Genomic DNA, 23,998 nt, shown 5'->3' on the forward strand with positions numbered 1-23,998 from the left:
ATAGTAAATATGAGAAAAAAGTAAAATATCTTATTCGTAGGACTCATTTGGCTTCTTATATACTATGTAATGATATAGTGAGATTGCTTCACCCCACATTACAAATATTAAACCTAAGTCAACTCCGAACATATTGGACTCATATCCAGTTGGCGGTATTGTCCACAATGTGACCATTAACACTAAGCTCAATACGAACAACACTACAATGATGTATTGGGCAAACTTCTTCTTCATCTCAAGCTTGCTGACTTCAGGAGATGGAGTAGACGAAGTTTGTTGTTGTTCCATGCGTAATATTATTGGCGCGATTCTTTTTGCTCCTATTACGAAGAGCGAGGCTATTGGTAATAGTATTGCTAATGTGGTTGGTGAAGGATAGTTAACGAATTCAGCTAAGCCTCCAACGAACAATAATGATACTACTGCGAAGCCTAATATCGCTAATGGTGCTAAGGCTTTTCCTAGATGTAGGAATGAATGCTTAACTTTTGGTCCTTCACTGCTCTTTTTGCTTGGCAATATCCATAATCCAATAGCTACTATAACTGCAGGAGGTAGTAGAGCAACTACTTGGCACTTGAAAGCTACCGGAACACCAGGTGCAATATCTCCCCATAATGTAGTTTGTATTAGATATATTATCATTAATATACCAATTCCAGTAAATATCTTCCTGCTGAGTGGGTGTAGTTCTTCAGATCTGTCTAGGAATGGCAATAGAATTAAATACACTAAAGGAATAATCGCACCTATCGATAAGTCTAATAGTACATTACTGCTAAAGTCTGCAATCTTATAGAAGAATAGGAAGAACCATGGCGGATAAGTTGTAACTGTAGCAGCTAATGGACTTGTTGGTGGAGGTGCAGGTTTTGGATTCAAGAATGGATTATAATATTGAGGTAAGCCGTTTAAGTACGCTAGTGCATTTGGTATAATAAGTATGAATCCCCATGTCATTAATATTAATGATAACATGTAAACAAAATTCCTAGGCCACCATGGATTAAACTTCATCCATTCTTCTCTGGTGTAAACTGCAGGAGCCTTACTTTTTACTTTCCTAGAAGGCATCATTCCGTAAGATTCTGCAAGGAAGAAGTGGAATGCAAACAATAAACCGATTAATGCAACAAAGATTATGTGCCAGGCTAGAACTCTACCGTATTGTCCGTTATCGTAATTTCCAAACAGGAATGGAACTAGCCATTGCATTCCAGGGATGGATTCTATTATACCTGCTCCTACGTCTACTGCACTTGTAGCTAAGACGTCGCCTATTAAACTGTAACCGAAGAACGAAGCACCCATAGTTAGTACTAAGAGAAATACTCCTAGTATCCATAATAGCTCTCTTGGTTTTTTATAAGCTCCAACAAAATAATTCCTAAACATGTGAATATATGCCAAAATAATCATTGCATACGCTCCATATAAGTGACTATAGAGAACTACAGAACCATAAGGAACTTGATTTATAATAAATTGCGTAGAGGCATAACCGTTATCTGGATCGTAATATAAAAGTAAAATAAGTCCCGATATTACAGTGTACATGAAAGCAGCCGCTACTAATGCACCTAACCAATCACTAACATGATACATATAATCTGGAGTTCTAAAAAACGGTAACTCATCTAATTTTAGTCTTTCATTAAACCAGTTTGAGATCCTTTTTGACACGCTCATTAATTCTCACCTAACTGCTACTAAATGGGTTCTCGGTTTCTTTTACTACAGTCTTGGTTCCTACAGAAGATCCAAAGCTCGATCCTAAGTCGCTCTTAGGATCTTTGGAAGGTACTCCATTAGATCCCGTAGGATATACTCCCACTCCAATACTGCCTACTGCATATAAGTAATCAGTAGAACTGTCCCATTCTAAGATCGTTGCAGGAAGAGGCCTCACGGTCGGCCCAGTTAGTACTGCAGCACCGTGATAAGGATCATAAGTAGAACCGTGACAGTCGCAATGGAATATGGCAGGCACATGATTGCTTTGTGCCGCTGCCACTGCTTGCGGAGTTAATGTATCTGGCTCTGGTGCAGATTCTTGTGCAGAATTAACGTGATTAGGAGGATAGAAGTGTATATATGGTGGTTGGCAACCTAGGTGCTGGCATATTGCACTATAAGAGACTATTGAACCGTAAGGTCCTACTCCTCCTGGCCAAGTATATTTATCTCCAGTTTGAGGTACTACCACCGTAGCTGGAGACAATTTAACAGGTTTCCCAGAAGAATCTCCTAGGTTAAGCAAGAAGTTAGGTTCTCCGGTTAACGGATATTCGTAAATTGTGATTATTGGGCTATTAACTGGTATCTTAGAAGCTAAAATTGGAGATCCTGAAGAATCAACTAATAGGGACTTTGGAAAACCGCTTATTGCTGCAACTTCCGGCGGTTGCAAAACTCTAAGTCCCGGAATCAAACCTACAACTGCAGCTGCTCCTATTCCTATTACCAAGCCTTTAAGGAATCTCCTTCTTCCTTCATCGATTCCTCCTAAGTTTTTATCTACGTAGTTAAATAAATAGTCGTCTCCCTTCTTGACGAATTCTCTGGAGTCGAACTTTGTTTTTGGATTCCTCATTTTAGCTAAGAGTTTGTTTATGAAGTAAAAGTCACTGGGAGAAAGGATGGGTTTCTCGTCTTTGTTTAGTTTAAACTTTATCATTATGGTCAACAAAAAATTCGTATCTTAAGTATTAAGGCTTAAACGTTGGACTAATTTCTTTAAATCGTCCATAATAGTTCTTTCGTTACCAATTTCTCTATAATTTAGGATAGAAAATCCTATGAAAGGTGCTAGCAAATAAAGTAATAAGTGAAATCCAGTTATTGCTTGAAATGCGGTAGTTATTATTATAAAGTATCCTAACCCTGCATATCCATTGCCCTTAATTGCTAGTAGGAGAATTGTATAGATTGATACACTTAGTGCAAGAAGGAGTATTGGTAAATTGTAAGGATTATAAAGCACTATCCCAAAAGCCGAAGGGATAACCATGTTCATTATTATTTCCAAGAACCTATTATTAACTACTAGAAAGTATAATGGAAGGAACACGAATAAGCCTGGAATTGCAGCTATATAAGACATCATTGCCCTTTTTGATATTATCTTATTGTAGATTATGGCGTAAATAATTACTCCTAGTAATGAAGATATAAAGACAAACGAGTAACATATTGCTAAATCTCCGTGCAAAAAGACTGTGTCAGTCCCTGCATAAGTTGTAATCATTACCATTATAAGCGTTGGCAGAAATAGGAGTGACCTTCTATTAGATTTTATTGTAACCTCTATAAGTGACGCAATACCGAGCAATGCTAGCACTATTTCTACGAAGGACCAATAAGGGGAGAGAGAATAATTATGAATTAAGTTTAAAGAAGGAGATACCAAGAGCGCTATTCCTAAAGGTAATAAAGACCTTACCTTATTAGACATAACTATTGCTACAAGACCTAAGAATACTACTTCCATGTAAAGCCCTGCAGTACCTAGATAACTCAATAGCCCTTCATAAGGGAAAGTAATAGGGAGGTAAGAAATGGGGAAAATAAACTCAAAAAGGAAGGCTAAAGAAGAGGATATTGCCAAAAAAATTGAAAATATTTTAATGTAGCTCAAGATACATCACTTTCTATACACAATCCATATTATTGCTAAAGCAACAACTGCTACCACTACTCCAACTACTGTCACTGTCATTAGTGTGGGACTTATTACGAGTGGTGGAGGTGGTGTTGGATGAGATGCTGTGGATAGTGACAAGGTTACGAATGGGGTTACTATTGACTTATCAAGTAACGTCTCTCCTTCTCTTCCCTGCCATACTGCAAAAGCTACATAGTAAGTGGTATTAAGAGTTATCTGAGGTTCATATTTTGCTATATTAGATGGCACAGTTAGTGATCTAACGTATTCTACTGTCCAGTACCCGTTACACCACTTTGCGCCGGTTCTTATCATGAATAAAGAGCCGTTAAGTCCGCTGCTTTGTACCGGAGTATACCAAATTCCTGTACAATCCACCTCATACATGTTAGTATTATTAGTATAAAGTGGGACAGCAAATCCTCCACAATCTGGGTCTGTATAAGGCAATCCAGTTAATGATTCGTTAGCCCATAAGTGAACTTTGAATGCCGGATCGTAAGTTGCGTTGTTCCAAGTTGCTCCGGATACCCACATCCATATATTTGCTGCTCCGCCAGGCATCTTGAAAGATCCGCCAGCAACTGATAAGTTATATCCATCATAAACTTGGCCTGGATATTTACCTCCTATATTCATGCCATCCATAGTAGGCGTTCCAGTTCCCATATACCACATCATTGCTACTCTGTCGGGATAGTACCAAGTGGAGTTAGTATAATAACCGTAGAATAAACCATTGCAATAAAGGATATACTCCATAGGTCTAAGTGAATGATAGAATAGTATTATTCCATTAGATAATACTTGAATTTGAGTGTCGTTCGGAGCTAAAACTGTTACTCCTTTGTAAGAGAAAGCTAACCTTCCGCTCTCACTTTTACCATTAACTATTGAAACATAGCCGGTACAGTTTGTTAACAACTTATAAGTAGCTCCGGGCATCAATTCAATTATTCTAAATAAACCCGGTCCAGTAGCAGATGGATATAATGCACCGGCTGCTGCGGACCAAGCTCCGAACGCAGGATTTGGAGCCGGCCATTTGACTAGGACGAAAATATCGCTTCCGTTCCAAGCTGCTTTAACAAGTATATAGTGTGTTAAACCTGAGGTAGGAGCATTTGGAATATTTGCAGTTAATGACAAATTAACCCAGGGTATATCGTTCCAAAAACTGCAGCTTCCTGGATTTGCAAGATTAGCAGAGCCTACTACTTTATATGCTACTATTGTTGGAAAGCTTTGAGCCAGAGGTACATTTTCAAAAGCTAACATTATCGAAAATAACATTGCAACAAGAGCTATTAACAAGGGGATCTTTTTCCTCATTTTAAATTCACATGATGAAAAGCGTTCTTCTACGTAATAAGGATAAAACGTTGGACTGATTATTTTGATGAGATAGTTTAAAGTTATTATAATTTTTATAAAAAACACAATATAAAAATATTCAAAATAATGATTAAAATTATTTAAAAGATAATATCTTTAAAGATGCAACTTTCTCTCCAAATTCCTTTTTCAAAGAATCTATTATTAACTTCCACTCTTCCCTAGGGTTTTCCTTAATTAAAGGTATGTCGCGTTCTTTGGCTATTGTCTTTATAGCGTAAATACATCGAGAAAAGATTGGACAAGAACTACACGTTAGTTTATCTGATTCCATATTAATATAAAATAATTCCTTATCTTTTCTGTAAAGAAGGCCATCAGTAAACCAAATTCCTTCATTGCTGGCCTTGAAGGGTAATACTGCACTAAAGGATATAGCGTTCTCCATCAATAGGCCAGCTTCTCTTAATTTATCAACAATAAAGTAAAAATAGCTTTTACTTAAATTCCCTTTATCATGTGTAGATAAAACGTACAAGAACTTTTCATCTGCAAGCTTTTCGAAGAGCTCTTTCCTTAAGAGCACTACCTTGTCATCGAGGATTGGTCTCTCAACCTTTCCAGTTTTTAAATCGCACATAATTAATCAATTATTTATAGAATTTTAACCTAAAAAACCATCCTTCATTACAGATATATATAGCAAATTAACTCTGTTAATTTTCAAATAGGCTATTATTTTTATAAATTTTTTACCTTATTTAGGCAATCAAACCTTTTAGCACTATATACTTAAAATAAGAGAGTTATGATACTTAATTTAGGCAAAATTTATAAACTACGATGAAAAGTTATATTTTAAGGCGAGAAGATGTTTGCGTTACAACCTAGTGATATAGCAATAATAATAATTGTTGCCCTTGTGCTATTTTTTGGTACTAGTAAGATCCCTGAGTTGTTTAGGTCTATGGGTAAGGCTGTTGGTGAGTTTAAGAAGGGTAGGCTTGAGGCTGAATTGGAGATGCAGCAGATGCAGCAGCAAAATCAACCACAAGTTCAGAATCAAGCTGATAAGGCTGCAGAGTTAGAGAGGCAGATTCAAGAGTTGCAAAAACAATTGGAGCAGTTGAAGAGTCAAAAACAGCAACAACAATAATAAAGAAATTGTTTTAATTTTAGTTTAAATTAATTTTTATTTTGTTAATATGGTGAGTTAAATGTTAGGTAACATATCAGATACGGCAATTATAATACTTATAGCTATACTCTTATTGGCAGGACAGAAGGACGTTGCTGGTACAGTGAGAAATTTAGGTAAAACTCTAGAAGAAATGAGAAGGCGTCAAAATGAATTTAAAGAAGAACTAAGGAGAGAATTAAGAGAAACCGGTGAAGTTACCAATTCTATTAAGAAAGATTTGTCAGATAAGCCAATTATTAGACCTTATCATCAACCTACTCAGGATTATAAGATTAAACAACTTGAGGAGGAAATAAAGAGACTGCAAAGTGAGTTAGAGAGGTTGAAGAATGGTGACAGAAAGAACTGAACTACAAAGAGATGAAGAAAGACCTCTGCTCTCTCATTTGGCAGAGTTAGCTGTTAGGTTAAGGAGAGCTTTTATTACTCTCTTTGTAGCATTTGTAATATTCTTCGCTTTTGGATACACTACAATCTCAGTTTCCGGTCATGTTGTTCCCATAATTTATCCAAATTTGTTTCATAGTTTTTCAGACGCGCTGATGTTATTTTTTAATTCATCATGAACTTCCGTCTCAGCTTATGTTGCTAAACTTAAACCCTTTCGATCCGCTTTATGCTTCGGCTTATGTTTCTTTTTATATGTCAATATTCATATCCTTACCGATTTTCCTTAAAGAATTCTGGGGTTTTGTTTCACCAGGCTTATATGAGCATGAAAAGAGGTTGATAAAATATACTATTACTCCAGAAATTTTACTTTTTGCTGCTGGTTCTCTTTTTGCTTATTTTATAATAGTTCCTTTGATGATGAAGTTCGTAGTTTTATATACCACAGCCTTGGGCGTTGAGCCGACGCTTAGTTTAAGAGCCTTCGTCTCAACTGTAGTTTCCCTTATGATGGTTACCGGAATAGCCTTCGAGTACCCACTAGCGATGTCGATACTAACTTACGTCGGAATGGTTAAGGCTGATAGCTGGAAGAAGAATTGGAGATGGGGAGTGATGGGAGCTTTTATCATAGCCTGGATTATTTCTCCCGGAACAACAGGAGGAGTAATTGAGACTACAATAGGAGTTATACTCTCAGTATTATATTTCGTAGGAGTAGCCTCAGCAAAAATAATAGAAAAAAGATCATTAAGAAATACGAAAATTTAACCCTTCTTGTATTCCGTTGGAATTTACGTCTTTTTATGTTTTGATTCCAATTTTAACAAGGAGAATGATAAAAATATACTTTCTAAATCTTTAATTTTATAAAATATGAGGAAAATCTTCTACATATGATGGAAGTAGAATTTTTAATTTTATTACTTATCTCTAGTATTATTGCAGGATTTTTAGGGTCTTTGACCGGATTGGGCGGGGCTACAGTTCTAGTGCCGATTTATACACTTTTCCTAGGAATACCTATGGCTTATGCTACTGGTGCCAGTTTAATATCCACTATTGCAACGTCTAGCGGTACGGCTAGTGCTTACATAAAGGATAGAATTACAAACGTGAGGATAGGAATGTCTTTAGAAATAGCAACTACTGGAGGTGCAATAATAGGTTCTTTGCTTGCTCACTGGATTTATGAACACCACTTAGTCTTTATTCTCTTCATCGTCTTTGGCGTAGTGATTTTATCTTCTGTTTATCCTCAGATAGAGAAAAGTTCTCTTGAATTACCAAAGCCAATGAAACCAGACTGGACTACTAAGATCTTTCAACTTTACGGTGAATATTACGACGCCGCATTAAGACAGGAGGTAAAATATTATGGAGTTAGATGGTGGTTAGGGGAAATAGTAATGTTCTTTGCAGGATTAATTTCCGGTTTACTGGGAATAGGTAGTGGAGCGTTGAAGGTAATAGGAATGGATTGGGCAATGAACCTACCGTTGAAGGTGAGCACTACCACGAGTAATTTCATGATAGGAGTAACTGCGGCCACCAGCAGTTCATTATATTGGTTGTTTGGATATATTGAGCCAGCTTTAGCAGGCATAACAGCAGTCGGCGTTATTATTGGTTCATATCTTGGCACAAAAGTTTTAGTAAAGACCAGAAATACTAGGCTTAGGCTAATTTTTATCATAATATTGATATTTTTAGGGATAGAGATGATTATTAGGGGTGTATCATTATGGACATGAACGACGTAATTGGATACGCTCTTAGGATAGGTGTATTAATTAGCATTTCGCTGATAATAATAGGCTTTATTTTACTATCTACAACTCCACAGTTTTCTGAACTTACGTCACCAAATTCAAGGTTTAATACGTCAGTAGTTAAGCCTGAGGAAGTATTTAGGGGAATTAGGAAAGGTAACGGGGTTGATTTCATACTTCTAGGTTTAATGGTGTTAATAGCAACACCAGTGGTCAGGGTAGTTCTAGGAATAATACAGTTCGCTATGCAGAGGAATGTAATATATGTAATTATAACGTTAATAGTATTATTTAACTTATTGTTAGCAATATTTATTCTCCCACTTATAATATAGGATATAGTTCTATTTTTACTTCTTCTACTTAATGTTATACTTGTAATAACTGAAGTTTATGGTATAGCAAATAAGGAGCCGGTACATGATTATTATTTGATTTGGCGAACTCACATTACGAACTTCTAGAATACTAAAAATGAACTTCTTGAGACAATACTTAGAGTGAAGAACAAGCCTACCTAGTTTTTACATACCTTTGCAACAGTTAGCCGAGATAATGGAAAGAAAGTTTATTTAATTTAAAAAATATAAACCTCTTTTCCTTCTTTTTTATATGGTTCGTTTAATCATATCTTGTATGGATTATAGGCTAAGTCAAGAAGTTATGAATAGAGTAAAAAGCGAAAACGATATTGTAATAAGGAACGCAGGAGCAAACATTTACGAGTTAAAAGACAGACTCAAGGGAATAAATGTAGACGAAGTAATCTTTTTACCTCATACAGACTGCGCAGCAATGAAGTTAGTTAACTCCGCAATAAAGGATGGAAAGGACGTAGACAAAGAAATCGAAGAGAAACTCGTATCACAGTTCAGAGGTAAGGAGTTCTCCTCGATTCAAGAGCTTGAAAAATTAAATGCAGAAATTGGAGAGAAAATGCTAAAGGAAATCTTTCCAAACGCTAAAATAACCACGGAATTAATAGACGTAAATAAAATAAAGATTCCTCAGAAAAAGACTAAGTACTATTTACTAAAGCCCCAGGCAAGATATAACGAAGAAATTATAGGCTCTTACGTTATCCAAGCATTTAGTAAAGAAGACGTCACTGCAGACATAAAGATTGCAGAAAGTTTAGGATTAAAGCTAGAGAAGAGCGAGCTAGGCTAATCATCTCACGCTAAGATAATGAGTCACCATGGGGTCAATTATTTTATAGACACCTCTTTCTTCTCTTTCAACATAGCCATATCTAATTAGCTGTTTTAATCCTCTTTGCACGCTCCATTCGTTCTCGCCAAGGTCTTTAGGAGAACCAGTTCCTCCTAGTTTTGCTAACTTTCGTAACACACTTCTTGCTGTTGGAGATAGCTTATTAAGATCTCCTTCTATTGCCGAAATAACGTTATCGTCAAAAGGTAAAGAAGAGAGGACTTTCTTCACATTGCCTTCAAGCTCAACCTTTATTCCGACTAAATTCAGCCAAGCAGGAAATCCGTCCACGTATTCAACAATTTTTTCTATATCTTCTTCATTTATCTTTACTCCGTCCATCTCAAATCCCTTTCTTAAGAACTCCTTCGAGGTTTCCCTGTTGAAAGGATTAACTCTGATGCTGTAAAAATATTGGTAAAATGGCTGATTTTTAGAACTCATTATCTCTTTTAACATTCCTACTGCTGAACAGGATATTACGTAAGATACCCTTTTCTGAAACTGCCGCTTACTCCTCATTAAGTGAAAGATTTCCGGAACTGCTTGCTTTGCAAAGTTTAGATACTGAAATTCATCTATCGTAATTACAATTCTTGTGTTAAACTTTTCAGCCAAGAGCTCAGGAAGTTCTAGGGCCTTGGAAAACTCTTCCGAAAGATCTTTTCCCTTCTCCCCTTTATCTAAGACTACTTCTATTAATCCTGAAACTTCTGGTATGTTGAGAGATATTTTAACAGCTCCCAATAAGTCCCTAAGCAGTCTTAAGTATCTTTTAACCTTCTCTTCGAGCTTGAAGGCATGACCGGAGAAAGGGTACAAGGATAGAATTACCTTACTAATATATGCTGATAAGAACTCGGTAAAGTTAAATCCCTTCTCTCCCTTTAGGAAATCCTCTGCCGAAATAAGGACGTAAGGTAAATTTGACTTTTTAAGTGAGGCTAGAAGTATTGAAGTTTTACCTATCCTTCTAGGCCCAACTAGGCTTACTGGCTGTCCCCCTTCATGAGTTTAATTAAAGTTGAAATTTCCTCATCTCGTCCATAGGGATTTTCAGTTGGTGGGCCATAGGTAAACCACATTTTGCTGGTACCAGCAAATTTATTCTTTTATATTTGGGTTAAGACGTTGTTATTCATTTTTACGAGACGTTGAATGATTATCTTTCAAAAATTGGTAAGTTATAAGCTTCAGGAACTTGAGTTGAGTAGCTATTCTTTTAAGTACTCTTCATATCTTTCATGAGCTTTTTTACAAGTTCGGAGCCATCTTTAGGTAATTCTTGTTTATTTTTGGTATGCCGTTGCCAACAGTTTCCAATAAACCGTGAAGTTTATATACTTTGTATGTAAAACTAATTACAATGCTAAAACCTAAGGAAGTCTGCCAACGCTTAGGAATATCATACCGCACTTTACAGAGCTACGTAAAGAAGGGTTACATCAAACCAGTAATACTACAGAGCGGAAAGTGGAGGTTTAGGGAAGAGGATGTAGAAAAACTGATGGGGATTGTTAGAAAGAGGAAAGTGATCCTTTACGCGAGAGTGTCATCAAACGCACAAAAAGACGACCTGGTGAACCAAGTAAAATACCTAGTGGAGAACGTCAAAGAATACGACCAAGTAATAACAGACGTAGGTTCTGGGTTAAACATGAAGAGAAAAGGATTCCTCAAGTTGTTAAGAATGATACTAAACAACGAGGTGTCAAAGGTCGTTGTGGCTTACCCAGAAACACTGACAAGGTTTGGTTTCGAGATAATAGAGGAAGTGTGCAAAGCACATAATTGCGAAATAGTAGTTCTTAATATGGAAGACAAAACACCAGAACAAGAGCTAGTAGAAGACCTAATCTCAATCCTAGTCTCCTTTAGCGGGAAACTCTACGGAATGAGGAGTCAAAAATACGAAAAGGTGAAAAAGTGTGTCGAAGAACTTAAGAATTAAATCACTCCAACCAGAAGAGGAGTACATTTACCTAACTTACTCCTTGGAGAATGATAAGAAGGAAGAAAGCAAGATATTATTAGAGAACTACAGAGTCCTATTGCAGAGAGCTTTAGACTGGCTGTGGGATAGAACTAAGATGGAGAGAAAAGAAGTGAAGAAGAGTAAGAAAGTACTCACGAAGGTTAAAATAACATTGCCTAAGAAAAAGCAAGTATACAAGGTGTTAAGAGACGAGTTAGAGAAGGTCAACAAGTTAGCTTCCCACTACGTTGATAAGGCAATTAATGACGCTTACTCAATACTGGAAAGTTGGAAGAGGAGGGCTGAGAAGGGACAAGCGTCACTGAGTAAACCAACACTGAGGAAGGTTTACGTTAGGGTAAAATCAACGCTCAGAAAGGTTGAGGGCGAAGAGGTTAGGATTACTGTAAGACCTTACGAATACGTCACATTCTCTTGGTCTCACACTTGGTTTTCACGAAGGGTTAAGGGGCTAGAACTAGGTGAGCCCGTGATAAAGGAGGATAAGGTGTACCTGCCATTTCGTTACAGATTACCTTGGTTTACTCCCCTTGACTTTCTCTCTATTGATAGTAACCTCTATACTCTAGACGCATACGATGGTGAGAAGTTCGTTACTTTCTCAATGAAGGAGTTATACAGTATGAAGTACGGTATGGAGTTGAAGAGGGGTAGAATACAGTCTTTTGCTTCAAAGCACGGTAGGAAGGGGAAGGAGTTGTTGAGAAAATATTCTCATAGAGAGAAAAACCGTGTACTGGATTATATTCACAAGTTTGTGAATAAGTTGCTTGAAATGTATCCTCTCACTCTGATTGCTGTTGAGAAGTTGAATAAGCAAGAGATGTTTAGGGATACTAGCGACAAACTGTCCAAGAAGATTTCTAAGACTGTGTGGAGGTCAATTCACCGTGTGCTAAAGTACAAGGCTCCTCTTTATGGTTCCTTCTTGAAGGAGGTTAACCCACGCCTCACTTCTAAGTCCTGCCCCAGATGTGGATGGGTTTCCCGAAAGGTTGGCAGGACTTTTCATTGCGAGAGGTGTGGGTTCACCTTAGATAGACAATTGAACGCATCTCTCAACATCTACCTCAAGATGTGCGGGTTTCCCCACATCCGTGATATTCCGCGGGTGTGGGTTGGGGTTATCCCGCTAAAGGGGCGGAGGGGTAACGGGTTTCCCCGTGACTCTGTTGAAGCCCAAGGGCTGAGAATTAGATACGATTTCATGAAAATTCAATGAAGCCCAAACCCCTTCAACTAGTCCTTACAACCTCCTTTATGAGAATGAATAATCATTTTATTTCTCAATAAAGCTTACACGAGTTGAAAAGAGTCGTAAGGACAACCGTGGACTTCATAGGACTATGTTTAGCCTAAAGGAGAGTCTCGGAAATTTAATAATTTTATACACAACGGTTAAATCCGGATAACGACTATCTCTCTATAATATTTTCTTTAGATTTAGTATTTTATCGCTAGATAGTGCGTAAATTCCGTCTTCAATTTTCTCCAATATACCATCAAAACCGGAGTCAAAACTAGCTAGATAAAAAATATCATTTTGAATCATCACAAATAATATAGCGCAGTCAGTAAAACTCAATTTCTTTTTCCTATTTGGATCTTCATTTATTTTTTTAAATAATCTAATAATATCATAAAGGGAATTTTCTCGATCAGTTAAAGTAATTATCCGAAAGATATTCTTTTCAACGTCTTGTAAGATTAAATCAATAACTTTCTATATAGTTAAAGGGTTGCTTATTAATCATTAAAGTAAATAATTCGTCAATTACATATTCGAAGATTATTGGCTTTCCAAATTTCCTAGAAATAATTTTATACATTAGCTCTACAGCTTTGTTATGGTTTGTGTCGTTCTTATTAAGAAATGATGTATCTAGGATTATCATTATTGCTCTTTCCATTCAGTTATTGCTTGAAATATGCTAGGCTCCTTCCTTTCACAAGGATTTTTTATATCTATTACTTTTTCCTCTCTTGAGATAAAGGAATCTATTAAGTGGCCTGCAACTAATCCTATTGTAGTACCTAGTAGCGTCTTTATTATAAAATTTAAATTATCGTCGTCAGAAAACTTTATGTCAGATGAATGTAAAGTTAAATTTGTAGCTATTGGCATTACAATCTTGCCCAAGGGAAGTTCTTCCACAATTTTACTTACGCTATACTCCTCCACCTCACCATTGAATTTTTCACAGATTTCTTTTAGTACATTATCTAATTCCTCGTAAACTTTGAGCTTTTCTGCATTAATAACAACTCTATAACTAGTTCCTTTCACTATATAATTAATTGCGAGCCTCATAAGATAAAATCGTAAGAATAGTATTTAAAGTGTATAGCTAAGCGTTACTATTGATGAATATGTTCAACAATTTTTGAAGAAAATTTTACTAGGCAGTGAAGTGTTAATGTGCATGAGAGCATTAAGGCTAAACTAAAAAAGTTCCGCAGTATTGCCAGCTTTTAAAACCTCTTATATTATGAAAGCGAATAGAAGAATTTCAAAGATGAGATATTAAAATACGTTAATTCCGTGATTATAGGATGGTAAATTTCAATTATAGTTCTACCATTTTTCAACATTTAACTGTGTCACCATTCCCATAACTTCCCTTTTCTTCTAAACCTTTTTCTAATTTCCTTGTATTTTTCTAAAACATCTTTTTCGAATTCTTTATCTCCGCATAATATTTTACCGTCTTCTATAATTTCAAGAATAAACGTAGAACCTTCAATCAACTTCTTTAGAAAAACTTGAGTATTCATTGCTACAGGCATTACCTTAGGAAATTTCATGGTATAAGTCATTGCAAAACCCTCCCTAGGATCGCGAGGAAAAACGTCAGAAACGATCAAAACGTCAATATCGCTCTCGTTAGTATAATCACCTCTGGCATAGGATCCAAATAGTACAACTAGCTTTGGATTAAACTTAGAATATTCCTTACAAAGTTCCTCCCACAATTTCCTTCACCCATGATAAAATTTTTCTTCCGCAATCTAAGCATCTATTTGCGTCGTCTTTATTGTAATAATCTGCAGGAGCACCTTGATCGTAAGCGTCAGGGTAACGTGAGGGTATGTAATGTTTATCAAGTTCTTGTGCACATCTTAATATTTCCTCTGGAATTTGAAAAGATGATGACTGTAAAAGGAAGGTAATAGAATGACCTCTTTGTTCTTTATGAAAATAACTTAACAAAGCTTTAACAGCTTTTTCTGCAGTTTGCTGTGATTCATAGCAAGTTTCTTCATAAAGCTCATTTTGATAATTAATTTCAGCAGATCTAAGATTTCTCTCAGCTTGTCTAATCCAATCGTTGACTCTGCTTACCACAAGAATATAGTTGGCTTAACTTATTTAAGAAAATAGTTTGAAAGCTGACCTTTCGTTATTAGCTAGTACTAAAGCAGTTAGGTTAACGAACAAGGTTTGGTAATGAAAACCTTAATTTATTTGCTCTCATTGCTTTTTACCGATCTTATTACATTAACGAAGAACGGCACGAAGTAAACATCTAATGCTATAAAGAGTAGTAATGAAAGTATTACAGTCCACTGGTAAGAAATTAAGGAGACTATTATTGAACCAATGACAGTAAAAACGTAGCTTGCTATTGAAGAAGTTACTGATATAGTTGAGCTGGTAGTTGCAAATATATCTTGAGGTATTTACTTGTAGGTAGCAACTGACTCCTCCCCGCCCTGGAAGGGTGAGGGTTCCCTCCTCATCGTTCTCACCATCAATTCGGATCTCATTTAGCAGTCGGGGTAGCCAGAGAGCCCCAGAAAGGGAACTTTCATCGCCGAGCTCTAGTCCCTTAAGAGATACTGGTTGCTCCTCTCACAGTCCCATTCAGCAAGGAGCGTCGTTAGCGTTACTGAAAGATTTTTAGAAAAAGAGATATTTAAACTTTAGTTATCCCAGCACTTGTGAGGGACGAGGCTTTCAATCTTTTGTAAAAAATTGTTAAATAATGGGAAAATACTAAAAGTTAATATTATTCCTAAAAGATGCCAAAGCAGGAAATGTCCAACAGAATTTTTATTCTAATCAAAGTTAATTTATATTAGCTATCTTTTAGCTTTACTCTTAGTGAATTTCTTCTTTCTCATTGTAGTTTACTCAAAAGGCCAAGGAGATTTAATAATAAAGTTAAGAATAGAGAACACACGATACAAATAACATTAAAAAATAATTTAGATTTGCTCAGCCTCTATTAGCGTTGTAGTTTCCTTTACCCCTGACATAGACGCTATTGAATTAATTACCGTAGTTCCTATTAAGTCCGGGTCTTCAACGTCTATTGTAACTAACAAATCGTATGGACCGTAAACTATTGCAACGTCGTAAACTCTAGGAGTAGCCATTAGTGCTGCAACTAATCCCCTTATCTTAGATGGTTCAGCTTTAATTAGCACGTGAGCTCTAACCATTGTTGCGTAAAGCCTTACTAAGTCCCATTCAGTTATTATCCCGCGTAAGTTTGCAGCTTTAGGTTCTCCTTCGAAGAGTGGTACTGCTCCAACGTATTTTGATACAATTAAGTCAGCTATGTCTTCTACCGAAGCGTCAATATCTTCGTAAACTAAGCTCTTAGAAGCGATGTCCGAAAGCTTTCCAGTAGTGTTTCCATCATGAATTGCCTTAAGTACGTCTCTTAGAGAAACCATACCTATTACGTCAGATCCAGAAGTTATAGGTATGTGAGAAATTCCCAAGGATATCATGCTCTTTGCCGCATCCATTACCGTGGAATCTGAAGGTAATGTTAACACGTTTGTAGTACCTACGGAAATTGCTGGTATTGTAACTCTTGGAATAACTTTTGCTAAATCTCTTTCAGTTACTATACCTTGTCCCTTAACAATTAAAGAACCTACACCGTATTTTAACATTATTTTTGCCGCAGTCCTGAAAGGAGTATCGGGATCTACAGTTATTGCAGGCTTTGCGACGTCGGATAGTTTTTCCGTAGCCCAGTTCTGGTTATTAATTGCCTCCTTTACTATTGTCCTAGCAGAAACTACTCCTATAATACTCCCTGCTACAGTTACTGGGACTCTCCTTATTCCAGAGGAAACCATTAATTCTGCCGCATCCTTTAACGTTGCATTTACGTCTAGTGTTTTAAGGTTTGAGGACATTATTGCCTTTAACATTGCATTATTACTTTCTCTTTCTTAGAATTTAATCCTTTTATTCAAGATATTATATAAACATCCTGAAATATGTTAAAATGAGCTTTGAAGGAATAAATAGTGTAGATAGTGAAAATTATGTAAGATATAAGCTTATCTGAATTTATAATGATTATAATGATAAATATACCTACAATTTTTTGAAATGGAATGCGTGTGCTTCCCGTGTGATGCCTAATGTTTTAAACTTGAAGAGACTCATACAGATATGAGAAGAGAAGAGATAGTTGACATATTCAAGGGCAGAGCAGTGAGATTCTTAAAGGAGGCTTCCTTTCTGCTAATTCCTTCAACTCTTTAAGCAATGATAAGAGCTTGAAGACATAACTTTTAATAATATTGAAATTTTCCCAACTCTCCTATTATGCTTACCGGTTGTTTTCCGTTAATCAACATAAAGAGAACCTTAATTTCTTCCTCTCTATCGAACGGTTCATCTGTAGGTTACCGAAGATAAATTTCATTGGTACCCATGCTTAATTAACCAAGGACGAGAAGGATGAAAAGAATATGCTAAATAGTTAGTAGCAGAAGAAAGAAAAGAGGAGAAGAAGGAAAAATATATGAATAAAAAATTAATTAAGTTAATATCTCATGTATTCCTTTTAATAATAGATGTATGCAGGATATATTTGGGATAACGGAATTGCCACTATCCAACCGTAGGAGTTTGACAAGAACATTGTATTTCCAGCTATTACTGGGTTCATTATTCCCAACCTACCACCTATCCAGTAGAATGTTAGTATATCTCCATTCTTTGGATTAATTACGTAAACGTACTGTCCAGCAGATACCCACAGTAAGCCGTGATAATACGTTGGAGAACCTCTCGGTCCTCCAGGGAACTTTGGAGGAGTTTGCAAGCATGGCAATTTTGTAGACCATAATATCTTACCAGTCTTTATGCATATTGCATTAACTGTTCCTAAGGATGGGTTACCGTCGTAAACTACATTCCCCACTATTAATGGCATTCCACCTTTATATGCAGGTGGTATTGGCCCTCTACCTGTGTTCACAGCCCATAGTGGTTTACCATTTGTAGCGTTTAATGCGAAAGTTACCATATCAACGTAACCATTAGAGAAGTTAGCAATGTCATTATCAACTACTATTCCTAATTGTTGGTCAACTGCTGGAGCTACGTCTCCTAATCCCGTGTTAGCGCCTACATACGGTGCAGGCATTGTTGCGTTCCAAGCTTCATGGCCATTTAATCCGTTAACTGCTATTATATAACCATAAGGTGGTGCAGTATAAGTAAAGCCAGCAATGAATAATGGAGTGCCGTTAGGCAAGACGTAATAATTAACACTTGCCATGTTTGCAATAAAGCCTGGGAAGTGGTCTACCCACAATGTTTGTCCAGTAGTTGCGTTAACTCCTACAAAACAGCCTCCACCGGTTACGTAAGCTAAAATTCCGTCATAAATTGCTGGGGCCGGCATTGCTTCACCGTAAGTAAATCTCATCCACAACAGTTGACCATTAGTTGCGTTAAAAGCGTAAACTGCTCCGCATCTACCTCTGTGTATCTTACAGTATTGGTGGTCTTCGAAGTGTACAAACTGTGAGAAGGTAAAGCATACTCCTCCAACTGAGACGTAAACTATACCGTGCCATACTACTGGGTTATTCATCGCGGGTCCTGCCAAGCCGTTAGCCATCCAAACTATTTTCCCTGTTACTGGGTTAATTGCCGTTATACTCCCAGGCATGCTATCCTCTGTTGCGTAAAGTAATCCACAAGCTAAAGTAACTCCTAGAGGTTCACCTACCATTTGAGTATAGTAAACTAATGCTCCTTTTACTCCAAGTTGTTGTGCCCAAGGTAATTTGCATGGAGGTGTTGATAGCGGAATTGCGACTCCACCTACGTAATTAAGTAATGGCAATTGCCAATCAACTCCCTCTATCAAGGCTTGGCAAGTAGTATTTACTACAGCATTATGGCATTGGTTTTCATTACTTACTGGCCAGACTGATGGAAAACCTAAGTTGCTGCATGTTGCGTTGCAAGGATAATAGACAACGGTCAATATGTGAGGGAAATAAGTCCCGTTATACTCGGTATAAGTATAAACTATAGGTCCCTTAGGTTGTTGGTCTCCTTTATCTTGAGCTACAATGGTAGTAAAATTGAGGAAAGTCATTGCTGACAGAATTATTATACCTAATATGAAGAGTCCAACAAGGATTTTTAGGTTCATTCTTCCTCATAAAGATCTTTGTCTATTTTTTATAAATATTTAACTATCAATTTCTAAGAAAGTAAAATTTATATGATTCTTTTTTATCATTTTTTATAGTTTTTAGTTTAAAAAGAATGGCCTTAGGAACTAAATGTAGAGTAGAAGATACTGATATAAGATAACTAGTAAAAAGATATTAATTGAATTATTTATTTAAATAAATCGTTTAGGATCTTTATTATTTTATGAATATTATATGAGGCCTTTTTGACCTCGTTGTATGTTAGTTTCATTTCATGAAATCCGTAAATGTGTAAATACCATGCATCGCTCCAGATAGAGTACATTTCCGGGGAGATTGACATAGCTCCTTCAAAAAGTAAAGTTGAGGACCATCTTCCTAGGTTTTTTACTTTTTGTAGTACGTCTTGTATGTTTAATGTTTTTGTTATGAGTTTTATTGCTTCTTCTGCAGCTTTGTAGTATTTTTCTGATGCTTGTACTGTGTCGCCTTTTTCTAACAGTTCATCAGCCTCTTTAATCCAATTTAAGATTTGCAATTTCATCTGCGAGCTTGACAAGTTCTTTCACTTTTTCTGCTTCAATTATTAAGATGTTCTTAGGAAGACTTACAGTAAATATTATTACAGCAGACTTCCATAATTCAATAATTCTATCGTTATTTAGTCTCTGTGAGATTTCAACTACAGCGTCGTGAAGAATTCCAAGGCTCCAATATCCCTCTTCCCTTACTTTTTGTAGTACGTCTTGTATGTTTAATGTTTTTGTTATGAGTTTTATTGCTTCTTCTGCAGCTTTGTAGTATTTTTCTGATGCTTGTACTGTGTCGCCTTTTTCTAACAGTTCATCAGCCTCTTTAATTAACACATCTGAGGCTGATAAAAGATTAACGTTAGACATTATATATTATTCTGCATCTGAATAATATAAATTTGAACCCATGAGTAAGAATATAGTAAAAATAAATTCTAGCAAGCTCTATCCTTCATTGCTAGTCAGTATCCTTTCCATATTTTTTACGAAATTCTCAACTAGTTCAATCGACGAATGTAAATCCTTCTCCGTCATGAAATTATCATAAAAATTAGAATGCAAACGTAAACAAGTTGACCACTCAGATATTAATTCCTTATCTCCGTTCATCTGTGAAATTATGTTACTCATTATTTCCTCCAATTGTCTATGCCTATAATGTTCCAGTCCTCTTTTTTCAGCGTAAGCCTTGACGATAGAGGCGCATGCTCCCCACGCTTTTTCTGAAGCTTGAATAAAGTCCTTGCTTTCTAGATACTTCCTTGCCTCTGCTAAAAGTTCCTCAGCTTTTTCCTTGTATAAACTATACCTAGTTTGAGGATCTAGGTCTTTAGAAAGCTTATCTATTAACAACACTTCTTCATCAATTCCTTTCTCTTTGGCTTCTTTCTTTATTGCATCTTCGATCTCCTTTGGTAATTGCATATATATGTTTCTCTTTTGTCGTGAATATATGCTTTTTCATTTAAATCTTGAATATATTGAAATTTTATAATGTAAGTTAATTTCGTTTTATTAATCGACTAATAGAATACTTATACTAATATTTTTATTGTCAAGACATTATATCATCTTATGAAATACGTGTTCGGACCTGTACCTTCAAGAAGGTTCGGCAGATCACTAGGCGTTAATGTAGTTCCGCTCAAGGTGTGCAATTGGAATTGCATATATTGTCAATTAGGTAGAACTACGACTTTCATAAACGAAGAAAGGAACTTTTTTGACGAGGAAGAAATTAAGAAAGAAATAGAAGAAGCTGTAAAGATCTTTGATTACGATTACTTAACTTTTATAGGTGACGGCGAGCCAACTCTTTACTCTAAGCTAGGAGAATTAGTTAGGTGGAGTAAGAAAATTCAAGATAAGAAAGTTGCAGTATTTACTAATGGAGGCAGGCTTTATGTGGATAAGGTTAGAAAGGACTTGAGTCCGGCAGACGTTGTTAAAGTTAGCACTGACGCAGGGGATGAGAGAACTTTTAGGATAGTGGATAGGCCTCATAGAGAAATCACTTTTCCAAAATTCTTAGAAGGCCTACAAAAGTTTAGGGAAGAGTTCAGTGGAGAAATATGGGCAGAGGTAATGCTAGTTAAGGGAATAAACGATAAAGAAGATGAGCTTGAAAAGATAGGTGAGGCCCTCGCCTCGTTTAATCCAGATAAAGTTCACATAATGGTTCCTACAAGGCCACCGGCAGAAAAATGGGCTTTGCCACCTTCAGCAGAGTCGCTAATCAAAGCAGGAAAGATAATCTCTAAGTACGTACGCGAAGTTTATATAATAGATTACGTTGAGAGAGGAAAGTTTTACGTAGATCCTAAGAATCCTTTAGAAAGCTTACTTTTAACCTTAAAAATACAGCCAATGACTGAGGACGAAATAAGGGAAGTTTGCAAAGAACATAATATTGATTTGAAAGAGGTTATGAAAGTTGCAAAAGAGGTGGAATTTAATGGAATCAAATACTTCGTATATTGATTTAAGTAGAGGACTTCCTGATCCTAGAATAGTTAAATCCTTGGAAGAAATTATGAAGGAATTGAAAATAGAAACAGTAATGTTTGAAGGCATAATGAAAGGTTTTTACGACGCAGTCAAATACGTCATTAACTTGAGGGGAATTGATTTCAAGCCTCATTTTGCAACCTCTGTTATGGAGGTAACTAGACAAACTTTTGATGAATGCAGAGCAGTTTCTGCAGAAGAACCTACTCACGATAGTGTAATAAGAGAAGATAAGGTTGTAACTTACGAAGGTTTAGTTGCAGAAGGAAAATGGGAATTTAAGGGAGATTGTTTTTACTTTGCTCCAGTAAATAATCCTACTGGAGTAGTTGCAGACTCTAAGATTTCAGAAGAGTTCCTTGAGGACAGCATTGAGAAAGGAGTTAAGATCGTGGAAGACGACGTTTACGGTTATTTCTCAAATTCTAAGGCTTTACTTGATAAGAATGTAGTGTATACTTCAAGTTTTACAAGAATATTAGGCCCGGGACTAAGGGTAGCTTTTACAAATCGTAAATATTACGGCAAACCTTCATCAATTTCGCAGTACATTATATCCAGGCTTTACGAGATGGGCGAATTGCAAAGGATTATTAAAGAGGAGAAGGAAGTTTATGAGAAAAGGTTAAACGAAGCCAAGGATTTCTTTTCCTCGTCTCTCTATAAAGTGCCACAAGGTGGAGTGTCGCTTTTACTTACCATTCCAAAGGAGAAATTTTTAGTCAAGGTAGCAGACGGTTCTAGGTATTTTAAGAGAAAAGAAGGTAGAGAGAATTTATCTAGGCTAACTATAAGTAGATATTCTATTAGTGAGATAAGAGATAAGCTGTTTAAATATTGATAAAATCATTATATGATAGTATTAATTTTAGTTATTTTCCTCATACGTACTTGTTGAGATACTTGAAACTCCTTAACATTATTAGCTGCCTGTAAGAACAGCAACTTATTTTAACTTTAATGAGAATATTTTTATGTGTCTACAGTTTACAGTATACGGATACCAAAAAAGTTAAGGGAATTGATGAATTCGGTAAATGTTGATTGGCAAAAGGAGATAAGTAAGTACATAGAAGATAGAGTAAGGAAGGAGCTAATAAGAAAATATATAGAAGAAGGAAAGAAAAATTTAGCCAAAATGAAAAATATAGATAATTCGGATTTAATTAGAGAGAATAGAGAAGCTTGATTTTTCTCTTTAGCAATAGTTTTAAGGTAGAGTAATTAAAATGGCAACAGAAGATAATAATGATTTCTTAGCATTTGGAATTTTCCTAATAATCTTGAAGGATAGCGATATTTAATGGTGAGAAGAACGTTGTATTAGAGTAGTTAATAAATTCCTTTTATGTAAGACAATTTATGTTATTGCTATGAGCTCTACTGGTCATTTAAGAGAAATTACCTTCTATAAAGGGAGATGGGCTATTAATTACAGAGTTAAATTTAATAAATTACCATAAATCGAAGGACTGTGTTATAATTTTAAGCAAAATTCATCTAATAAGCTAAATCGTCCAATAGTCTACCATATAAGCAAAATAATACATAATTCAAGGACATAAGTTAACAAAAATTAACTTTAATTTATTCTTACTGTATCGTTAGCCTCTTTAAGCCTTAACTTTTTCTTTCTGCATCAATAGTCCTCCAATTAAGCTTAGTAAGGAGAATTCAGTAGGGGTTGCTAATCCTAGTGCTCCGCCGGCAATTACGAAGTCTCTATCGTTCTTGTATTCTCCATATAGTGTCATTAATCCTGCAACGATGCCAAGTATTCCTAGGTAGATCATTACGCTTCCGCTTATTATGTTAAGTCCGTATATGTAGTGAGCTAATGGATTTCTGGTTGCAATGTCTACTATTCCAGCTATTAATGTTAATATTCCACCAATTGTTGCCAATACTTTCTCAACCACCATTTTTTCTCACTAAGATAAGGTTCTCTTTAAGGGTATATAAATCCTTCCTTAATTTCCATAATACATAAAAACTTTTTAAGTTATAGGAGAATAATATTATATATTAACCTTTAACACACTGTAACATTTTAGGTAAAAAGTTATCGTATTATGGAAAGTTTATTAGAGAAAGAAATTTATATAAGTATTTTTATGCTTCTCTTCCTATATAGAGAATAGGAGATGAACATTACTTTGATAGGAGAGAAAATAACGTCGTTTTTCACAAAGAATAACAAAATATTGATAAAAATTCTGAGAAAACTTATTTACCTAGGTGAAATAGGTAAAATGTGTGACCCTAGTTATAAAAAGATCGATGAAAAGAAACTTAGGGAATTTAAGGCTGAAGCTATAAGGAGAAGATTGACGCTTTCTGAAGCAATAAATCAAGCAATAGATTTATGGTTAAATAAGGTGAGTGCTGAAGATTCGGAAGTGGAAAGAGAAAGGGAATTAAATAAAAAGTTTTTGAAGAATTAAAGGGCACACTACC

At 35.9% G+C, this 23,998-nt stretch carries 28 protein-coding genes and 1 pseudogene; 12 read left to right on the plus strand and 17 right to left on the minus strand.

Features of this window, described 5'->3' with window-relative positions; translation table 11 throughout:
* Nucleotides 1-30 precede the first annotated feature (30 nt).
* The 5 genes from soxC to D1866_RS03345 all read right to left on the minus strand — a co-directional run bounded on the left by soxC (nt 31) and on the right by D1866_RS03345 (nt 5,642).
* Nucleotides 31-1,692, minus strand: coding sequence for a proton pump complex cytochrome B SoxC (gene soxC, locus D1866_RS03325; protein ID WP_152942905.1), 1,662 nt, complete (start codon nt 1,690-1,692; stop codon nt 31-33).
* Nucleotides 1,693-1,702: 10 nt separating this feature from the next.
* On the minus strand, nt 1,703-2,680 hold the full coding sequence (soxL2, locus tag D1866_RS03330; protein WP_152942902.1) for a Rieske iron-sulfur protein SoxL2: 978 nt from the start codon (nt 2,678-2,680) through the stop codon (nt 1,703-1,705).
* A gap of 24 nt (nt 2,681-2,704) precedes the next feature.
* Nucleotides 2,705-3,640, minus strand: coding sequence for a cytochrome b558/566 subunit B (gene cbsB / locus D1866_RS03335; RefSeq protein WP_152942900.1), 936 nt, complete (start codon nt 3,638-3,640; stop codon nt 2,705-2,707).
* A 6-nt stretch (nt 3,641-3,646) separates the two neighbouring features.
* The gene (cbsA, locus tag D1866_RS03340; RefSeq protein WP_152942897.1) at nt 3,647-4,999 is read right to left on the minus strand and encodes a cytochrome b558/566 subunit A; all 1,353 of its coding nucleotides are present in this window, start codon (nt 4,997-4,999) and stop codon (nt 3,647-3,649) included.
* A 139-nt stretch (nt 5,000-5,138) separates the two neighbouring features.
* Nucleotides 5,139-5,642 carry a hypothetical protein gene (locus D1866_RS03345; RefSeq protein WP_152942893.1) on the minus strand — a complete coding sequence of 168 codons (504 nt, stop codon included), beginning with the start codon at nt 5,640-5,642 and terminating at the stop codon, nt 5,139-5,141.
* A 231-nt stretch (nt 5,643-5,873) separates the two neighbouring features.
* Here D1866_RS03345 and D1866_RS03350 point away from each other — a divergent pair, with 231 nt between their 5' ends.
* The 6 genes and pseudogenes from D1866_RS03350 to D1866_RS03375 all read left to right on the plus strand — a co-directional run bounded on the left by D1866_RS03350 (nt 5,874) and on the right by D1866_RS03375 (nt 9,535).
* Nucleotides 5,874-6,158 (plus strand): twin-arginine translocase TatA/TatE family subunit, encoded by a 285-nt coding sequence (locus D1866_RS03350; protein ID WP_152942891.1) that lies wholly within the window; start codon nt 5,874-5,876, stop codon nt 6,156-6,158.
* Between the two features lie 61 nt (nt 6,159-6,219).
* Nucleotides 6,220-6,552, plus strand: coding sequence for a twin-arginine translocase TatA/TatE family subunit (locus tag D1866_RS03355; RefSeq protein ID WP_152942889.1), 333 nt, complete (start codon nt 6,220-6,222; stop codon nt 6,550-6,552).
* Nucleotides 6,536-7,364: pseudogene (gene tatC / locus D1866_RS03360) on the plus strand (twin-arginine translocase subunit TatC). Before D1866_RS03355 ends, tatC begins: the two are co-directional and overlap by 17 nt.
* Nucleotides 7,365-7,489: 125 nt before the next feature.
* On the plus strand, nt 7,490-8,347 hold the full coding sequence (locus D1866_RS03365; RefSeq protein WP_152942887.1) for a sulfite exporter TauE/SafE family protein: 858 nt from the start codon (nt 7,490-7,492) through the stop codon (nt 8,345-8,347).
* A complete protein-coding gene (locus tag D1866_RS03370) occupies nt 8,338-8,700 on the plus strand; it encodes a DUF1634 domain-containing protein (protein WP_152942885.1) in 363 nt (120 codons plus the stop codon). Before D1866_RS03365 ends, D1866_RS03370 begins: the two co-directional genes overlap by 10 nt.
* Before the next feature lie 277 nt (nt 8,701-8,977).
* A complete protein-coding gene (locus D1866_RS03375; protein WP_152942883.1) occupies nt 8,978-9,535 on the plus strand; it encodes a carbonic anhydrase in 558 nt (185 codons plus the stop codon).
* On the opposite strand, the gene D1866_RS03380 is transcribed toward D1866_RS03375, so the two are convergent.
* Nucleotides 9,536-10,546, minus strand: a complete 1,011-nt coding sequence (locus D1866_RS03380; protein WP_338025414.1) for an AAA family ATPase — start codon at nt 10,544-10,546, stop codon at nt 9,536-9,538.
* 397 nt (nt 10,547-10,943) lie between these two features.
* Between D1866_RS03380 and D1866_RS03385 the strand changes: the two genes are divergently transcribed.
* Nucleotides 10,944-11,528, plus strand: a complete 585-nt coding sequence (locus D1866_RS03385; protein ID WP_155861038.1) for an IS607 family transposase — start codon at nt 10,944-10,946, stop codon at nt 11,526-11,528.
* On the plus strand, nt 11,506-12,795 hold the full coding sequence (locus tag D1866_RS03390; protein ID WP_155861039.1) for an RNA-guided endonuclease InsQ/TnpB family protein: 1,290 nt from the start codon (nt 11,506-11,508) through the stop codon (nt 12,793-12,795). Before D1866_RS03385 ends, D1866_RS03390 begins: the two co-directional genes overlap by 23 nt.
* 201 nt (nt 12,796-12,996) lie before the next feature.
* Here the strand turns inward: D1866_RS03390 and D1866_RS13295 are convergent, their stop codons facing one another.
* The 10 genes from D1866_RS13295 to D1866_RS03435 form a co-directional block, all read right to left on the minus strand.
* Nucleotides 12,997-13,158, minus strand: a complete 162-nt coding sequence (locus D1866_RS13295; RefSeq protein ID WP_231136387.1) for a hypothetical protein — start codon at nt 13,156-13,158, stop codon at nt 12,997-12,999.
* Nucleotides 13,159-13,285: 127 nt separating this feature from the next.
* Nucleotides 13,286-13,483 (minus strand): hypothetical protein, encoded by a 198-nt coding sequence (locus tag D1866_RS13300; protein WP_231136388.1) that lies wholly within the window; start codon nt 13,481-13,483, stop codon nt 13,286-13,288.
* Nucleotides 13,468-13,884, minus strand: coding sequence for a VapB-like antitoxin (locus tag D1866_RS03400; RefSeq protein ID WP_152942879.1), 417 nt, complete (start codon nt 13,882-13,884; stop codon nt 13,468-13,470). Before D1866_RS03400 ends, D1866_RS13300 begins: the two co-directional genes overlap by 16 nt.
* Nucleotides 13,885-14,174: 290 nt before the next feature.
* Complete coding sequence (locus tag D1866_RS03405) at nt 14,175-14,546, minus strand: nucleotidyltransferase domain-containing protein (RefSeq protein WP_152942877.1); 372 nt, start codon at nt 14,544-14,546, stop codon at nt 14,175-14,177.
* Complete coding sequence (locus D1866_RS03410) at nt 14,527-14,919, minus strand: HEPN domain-containing protein (protein WP_155861040.1); 393 nt, start codon at nt 14,917-14,919, stop codon at nt 14,527-14,529. The genes D1866_RS03405 and D1866_RS03410 overlap by 20 nt, the downstream gene beginning before the upstream one ends.
* An 863-nt stretch (nt 14,920-15,782) precedes the next feature.
* Nucleotides 15,783-16,745, minus strand: a complete 963-nt coding sequence (locus D1866_RS03415; RefSeq protein ID WP_152942874.1) for a CBS domain-containing protein — start codon at nt 16,743-16,745, stop codon at nt 15,783-15,785.
* A gap of 644 nt (nt 16,746-17,389) precedes the next feature.
* On the minus strand, nt 17,390-18,997 hold the full coding sequence (locus D1866_RS03420) for a PQQ-like beta-propeller repeat protein (RefSeq protein ID WP_231136389.1): 1,608 nt from the start codon (nt 18,995-18,997) through the stop codon (nt 17,390-17,392).
* A gap of 191 nt (nt 18,998-19,188) precedes the next feature.
* A complete protein-coding gene (locus tag D1866_RS03425) occupies nt 19,189-19,545 on the minus strand; it encodes a PaREP1 family protein (RefSeq protein WP_152942872.1) in 357 nt (118 codons plus the stop codon).
* On the minus strand, nt 19,517-19,900 hold the full coding sequence (locus D1866_RS03430; RefSeq protein ID WP_152942870.1) for a PaREP1 family protein: 384 nt from the start codon (nt 19,898-19,900) through the stop codon (nt 19,517-19,519). Before D1866_RS03430 ends, D1866_RS03425 begins: the two co-directional genes overlap by 29 nt.
* A 78-nt stretch (nt 19,901-19,978) precedes the next feature.
* Nucleotides 19,979-20,458, minus strand: coding sequence for a PaREP1 family protein (locus D1866_RS03435; protein ID WP_152942868.1), 480 nt, complete (start codon nt 20,456-20,458; stop codon nt 19,979-19,981).
* A gap of 150 nt (nt 20,459-20,608) precedes the next feature.
* On the opposite strand from D1866_RS03435, the gene D1866_RS03440 reads away from it, so the two are divergent.
* The 3 genes from D1866_RS03440 (at nt 20,609) to vapB (ending at nt 22,730) form a co-directional block, all read left to right on the plus strand.
* A complete protein-coding gene (locus D1866_RS03440) occupies nt 20,609-21,514 on the plus strand; it encodes a radical SAM protein (protein WP_152942866.1) in 906 nt (301 codons plus the stop codon).
* On the plus strand, nt 21,489-22,382 hold the full coding sequence (locus tag D1866_RS03445; RefSeq protein WP_152942864.1) for an aminotransferase-like domain-containing protein: 894 nt from the start codon (nt 21,489-21,491) through the stop codon (nt 22,380-22,382). Before D1866_RS03440 ends, D1866_RS03445 begins: the two co-directional genes overlap by 26 nt.
* A 135-nt stretch (nt 22,383-22,517) precedes the next feature.
* Nucleotides 22,518-22,730, plus strand: coding sequence for a type II toxin-antitoxin system VapB family antitoxin (gene vapB, locus D1866_RS03450; protein ID WP_155861041.1), 213 nt, complete (start codon nt 22,518-22,520; stop codon nt 22,728-22,730).
* A gap of 424 nt (nt 22,731-23,154) precedes the next feature.
* Here vapB and D1866_RS03455 read toward each other — a convergent pair whose 3' ends face one another.
* A complete protein-coding gene (locus D1866_RS03455) occupies nt 23,155-23,463 on the minus strand; it encodes a hypothetical protein (RefSeq protein ID WP_152942862.1) in 309 nt (102 codons plus the stop codon).
* Nucleotides 23,464-23,685: 222 nt separating this feature from the next.
* Here D1866_RS03455 and D1866_RS03460 point away from each other — a divergent pair, with 222 nt between their 5' ends.
* Nucleotides 23,686-23,985, plus strand: a complete 300-nt coding sequence (locus tag D1866_RS03460; RefSeq protein WP_152942860.1) for a hypothetical protein — start codon at nt 23,686-23,688, stop codon at nt 23,983-23,985.
* The last annotated feature ends 13 nt before the right edge of the window (nt 23,986-23,998 follow it).

Source organism: Acidianus ambivalens, from assembly GCF_009729015.1.
Lineage (GTDB): Archaea > Thermoproteota > Thermoprotei_A > Sulfolobales > Sulfolobaceae > Acidianus > Acidianus ambivalens.